Origin of the sequence: Pseudoxanthomonas sp. 3HH-4 (assembly GCF_006716465.1) — a bacterium.
In the GTDB taxonomy this organism is placed as follows: Bacteria; Pseudomonadota; Gammaproteobacteria; order Xanthomonadales; family Xanthomonadaceae; genus Pseudoxanthomonas_A.
Genome location: NZ_VFPB01000016.1, coordinates 1 through 1,206, shown reverse-complemented (window position 1 = coordinate 1,206; position 1,206 = coordinate 1). Strand labels below are relative to the sequence as shown.

The 1,206-nt window shown below is 62.5% G+C and carries 1 protein-coding gene; it reads right to left on the bottom strand.

Translation table 11 applies throughout. The annotated features are described in order from the left end of the window. Positions 1-32 precede the first annotated feature (32 nt). Positions 33-1,180, bottom strand: a protein-coding gene (locus FB548_RS18690) for an IS3 family transposase (protein WP_255470633.1) whose coding sequence is annotated in 2 segments (ribosomal slippage) — positions 33-880 and positions 880-1,180 — 1,149 coding nt in all. Because the reading frame shifts where the segments join, the coding sequence is not laid out codon by codon here. Positions 1,181-1,206 lie beyond the last annotated feature (26 nt).

The window sequence follows — 1,206 nt, the reverse complement described above, 5'->3', positions numbered from 1 at the left end:
CGACGTCCCCCCGCTTTCAGTAGCGGTTGGATCTAGAGTCCGGGATTGATGATATCGGCTTTGGCAGCAAGCTGTTTTGCGTACGCTGACGGCGTCAGTCCGCCAAGCGCCTTCTTGGGTCTTTCATCGTTGTAGTCTCGGCGCCAGCGTTCGATCTCGGTACGCGCGTGCAGCAGGTTGGGAAACCAGTGCTCGTTGAGACATTCGTCGCGCAGACGCCCGTTGAAGCTTTCGATGTAGGCATTCTGGTTGGGCTTGCCCGGTTCGATCAGCCGTAGTTGCACGCCACGCTCGTATGCCCAAGTGACCATCGCCTTGCCGCAGAACTCTTTGCCGTTGTCGCTGCGGATCACTTGGGGCAGACCGCGGCGGGGCGCCAGGCGATCAAGCACGCGGGTCACGCCGCTGCCGGAGATCGACCGCTCGACCTCGATCACGACAGCCTCATGGGTAGCGTCATCAACGACCGTAAGGCACTTGATCACCCGGCCCTCGGCCGTGCGGTCGAACACGAAGTCCATCGACCAGACCGCGTTGGGCGTCTGCGGCCGCGCCAGCGGCTGCCGCTCGGCCATGGGCACCTTCTTGCGTTTGCGGCGCCGCACCTGCAGCCTGGCCTCCTGGTACAGCCGCTCCACACGCTTGTAGTTCACCAGCATTCCCGCCTGCCTGAGCTTGAGGTGGATCATCCCGACGCCGTAGCGCTTGTGTCGCTGCGCCAGCGCCTGGATGGCCGCACGCAGTTCGACGTTGCGGTCCGGGCGAGGCGCGTAGCGAAACGCGCTGGCGCTCATCCGTAGCGCACTCAAAGAGCGCCGTTGGCTCAACCCCCGATCGATCATCTGCCGCACCAGCTCACGTCGCGCCGGCGCGGTCAGGGCTTTTTTCGCAGGACGTCCTTGATGACGTCGTTCTCGAACATCTGCTCGGCCAGTAGCTTCTTCAACCGAGCGTTCTCAGCCTCCAATTCCTTCAGCCGCTTCGCATCCGGCACGCTCATGCCGCCGAACTTGCTGCGCCACAGGTAGTACGAGGCTTCGCTGAACCCGTGCCGCCGGCACAGGTCCTTGACTGGCATGCCGGCGTCGGCCTCATGCAGAAACCCGATGATCTGTTCTTCGGAAAATCGCTTCTTCACGTCCAATCTCCTGGTCAGGTGGGATTGGACTCCAAATCGCATCGCTACTCAAAATAGGGGGGACGTCG